The organism is Micromonospora sp. NPDC048999 (genome assembly GCF_040649295.1).
GTDB lineage: Bacteria > Actinomycetota > Actinomycetes > Mycobacteriales > Micromonosporaceae > Micromonospora.
Window position 1 is genome coordinate 1 of sequence record NZ_JBEZFI010000097.1, and the last position, 2801, is coordinate 2801.

The 2801-nt window shown below is 68.2% G+C and carries 3 protein-coding genes; all 3 read left to right on the forward strand.

Going from position 1 to position 2801, the window contains the following annotated elements; all coding sequences use genetic code 11:
• The first annotated feature begins 209 nt into the window (after nt 1-209).
• The 3 genes from istA to istB are packed head-to-tail and all read left to right on the forward strand — an operon-like array spanning nt 210 to nt 2688.
• Nucleotides 210-1682 carry an IS21 family transposase gene (gene istA, locus AB0C02_RS33475; protein WP_357553222.1) on the forward strand — a complete coding sequence of 491 codons (1473 nt, stop codon included), beginning with the start codon at nt 210-212 and terminating at the stop codon, nt 1680-1682.
• Entirely contained in the window at nt 1679-1918 is a 240-nt protein-coding gene (locus AB0C02_RS33480; RefSeq protein ID WP_357553223.1) for a hypothetical protein, read from the forward strand. The genes istA and AB0C02_RS33480 overlap by 4 nt, the downstream gene beginning before the upstream one ends.
• Nucleotides 1915-2688, forward strand: coding sequence for an IS21-like element helper ATPase IstB (gene istB, locus AB0C02_RS33485; RefSeq protein ID WP_357553224.1), 774 nt, complete (start codon nt 1915-1917; stop codon nt 2686-2688). The genes AB0C02_RS33480 and istB overlap by 4 nt, the downstream gene beginning before the upstream one ends.
• Nucleotides 2689-2801: the final 113 nt, after the last annotated feature.

Sequence of the window (2801 nt, forward strand, 5' to 3'; positions counted from 1 at the left end):
TGCCAGCGGACACGCAAAAATCTGGGTGGGCGGACGGTTCACTCCGGGCTGATGGACATGAAATCTCCGGGCTGGTGGTCACACGGTCTTCGGGACACGCCTGACTGTTGCCGATGAACGAGAGGGTCCCTCCGGGCGGGTTGGCTCTGATTGCCGATCAATTGCCGACCCGTTCCGGAGGGACCGTGACCAAGTCTGACAGGGAGATCATGGAGATCTTGCAAGCGTTCGACCTGACCCGCTGCGCTCACTCGGCGGCGCAGTTGGCCGGGGTTGATGAGAAGACCGTGGCCCGGTATGTGGCTGTGCGGGACCGTGGTGGTGACCCGCTCGTGAGGCCTCGGCGGGTGCGGGGGATTGACCCGTTCCTGGCCAAGGTCGAGGAACTGGTGGACCGGTCCGAGGGAAAGATCCGCGCTGATGTCGTGCATGAACGTCTGGTCGCGATGGGGTTCGCTGGCACCGACCGCACGACCCGTCGGGCGGTGGCGGAGGTGAAAACGGCGTGGAAGGCCGGGAACCGGCGCACGTATCGGCCGTGGATCCCGGAGCCGGGGATGTGGCTGCAGTTCGACTGGGGTGAGGGCCCGCGGATCGGCGGGCGCCGCACGCAGTTGTTCTGCGCGTGGTTGTCGTGGTCACGGTTCCGGGTGGTGCTGCCGGCGTGGGACCAGACCCTCGGCACGTTGGTCGCGTGTCTGGACGCGACTTTGCGTCGACTCGGTGGGGCACCGACGTATGTGCTGACCGACAACGCCAGGACGGTCACGATGGACCGGATCGCCGGGATCCCGGTGCGTCACCCGGAGATCGTCGCGGCCGGCCGGCACTACGGGTGCAAGGTCGAGACATGTCAGCCGTTCGACCCGGAGTCCAAGGGCGGCGCTGAGCACACGGTGAAGATCGCCAAGGCGGATCTGGTACCCACCACGGCGAATCTGCGCAGCGCGTACGACACGTTCGTGGACTTGGCCGACGCCTGCGCCGAGTGGTGTGATCGGGTCAACGCCCGCGTCCATCGCGAGACGGGCGCGGCGCCGGCCGACCGGCTGATCGTGGAACACCGCCATCTGCACGTGCTGCCGACCGAGCCGCACGCGGTGGCGTTGGGCGAGGAACGCCTCGTCGACGATGACCAGACAATCCGGTTCGGGTCGGTGCGCTACTCCACCCCACCTGGTCATGTCGGGTCGAAGGTGTGGTGCCGGGTCGTGGGCGAGGAATTGGTCATCGTCGGACGGGCCGCTACTGGTCTGGCCGAGCTCGCCCGGCACGGGTTGTCCACGCCGGGTAACCCGAGGATCGTCGACGCGCATTACCCGAACCATCCGGGCGGGAACCTACCCCGCCCGCCGCGTCCCCGGGCCCGGACCCAGGCCGAGGAAGCGTTCCTGAGCCTTGGTGAGGGCGCTCACCGGTGGCTGGTCGAGGCCGGCGCGTCCGGCGTGGTCCGGGTGCGGTCGAAGATGAACCGTGCGGTGGAGCTAGCCGCGGTCCTCGGCGCCGGGCAGGTCGAGCAGGCCCTCGGATTGGCCGCGATCGCCGGCCGGTTCGCCGACGACGACCTGGCCTCGATTTGCGACCACCTCGCCGGCGCCGGCGCGGCCACCGACGTGGTGCTACCCGACGAGGCGCACTCCGCGCAGCCCGGCACCAGCGGATGGAACCGGCTCGGCCAATGACCGCACCCAGCCACGACCCGACGGTCACCCTGCACCTTGATGAGGCCGAGGACCTGGCCCACCTCCTCGGCCAGGTCGAGGACTGGCTCCGACACACCGGCGGCGACACCTTCGACAACCTCACGGAGTTCTTCAACAGCCCCGGTCATGGCCGCCTGGCCGCCGCCGGTCTGGTCGAAACGCTGGGCAGCCACGCCGCAACCCTGCAACGACGACTCAAGGAGGCGACCCGATGACCAGACCGACCGCCCCACCCATCGGCGAGGAACTCGACCGGCTACTACGCCGGATGCGGCTGCCCTACCTCCGCAAAACCGCGCCGGACGTCCTCGCGACCGCCCGAGCCCAACGATGGGATCCCGCCGAGGTCCTGCGAGTCCTCATCAACGAGGAAGTCATCGGCCGTGACGCCGCGACCCGGCGGATGCGCCGCAAGACCGCCGCGTTCCCCACCGGGAAGACATTCTCGTCCTGGCGGCCAGACGAATCATCGATCACCGAAGCAACCCAGAACGCCCTCACCACCCTGGAATGGATCGGCCGGCACGAAAACCTCGCCGTCGCCGGGCCCTCCGGCACCGGCAAAAGCCACTTCGTCGAAGCGTTGGCCCACGCCGCGATCGAAGCCGACCTCCGCGTCGCCTGGTTCACCCTGGAAACCCTCACCACCACCATCGGCCGCGCCAAAGCCGACGCCACCATCGCCCGCACCGTCGCCCGGATCTGCCGCGCCGACCTCATCGTGGTCGACGACATCGGCATGCTGCCAGCTGGCCAGGACGCCGCCGAAGCGTTCTACCGGATCATCGACGCAGCATACGAACGACGCTCAATCGCGGTCACCAGCAACATCCACCCATCGGGCTTCGACACGATCATGCCCAAGACCCTCGCCACCGCGACCGTCGACCGGCTCCTACACCACGCCCACCTCGTCCTCACCAAGGGCGACAGCCACCGCCTCGCCGAGGCCCTCGCCGGGACCGGAGTGATGCCCCTGACCTAACCAACCCCACCGAAGACCAACCGACCACAACTGTCCGCCCACCCGGAAAAACCATGTCCGTGGAACCGGAGACCAAAAGTCCACCCACACGGAAAACCCGATGACCGTTGACA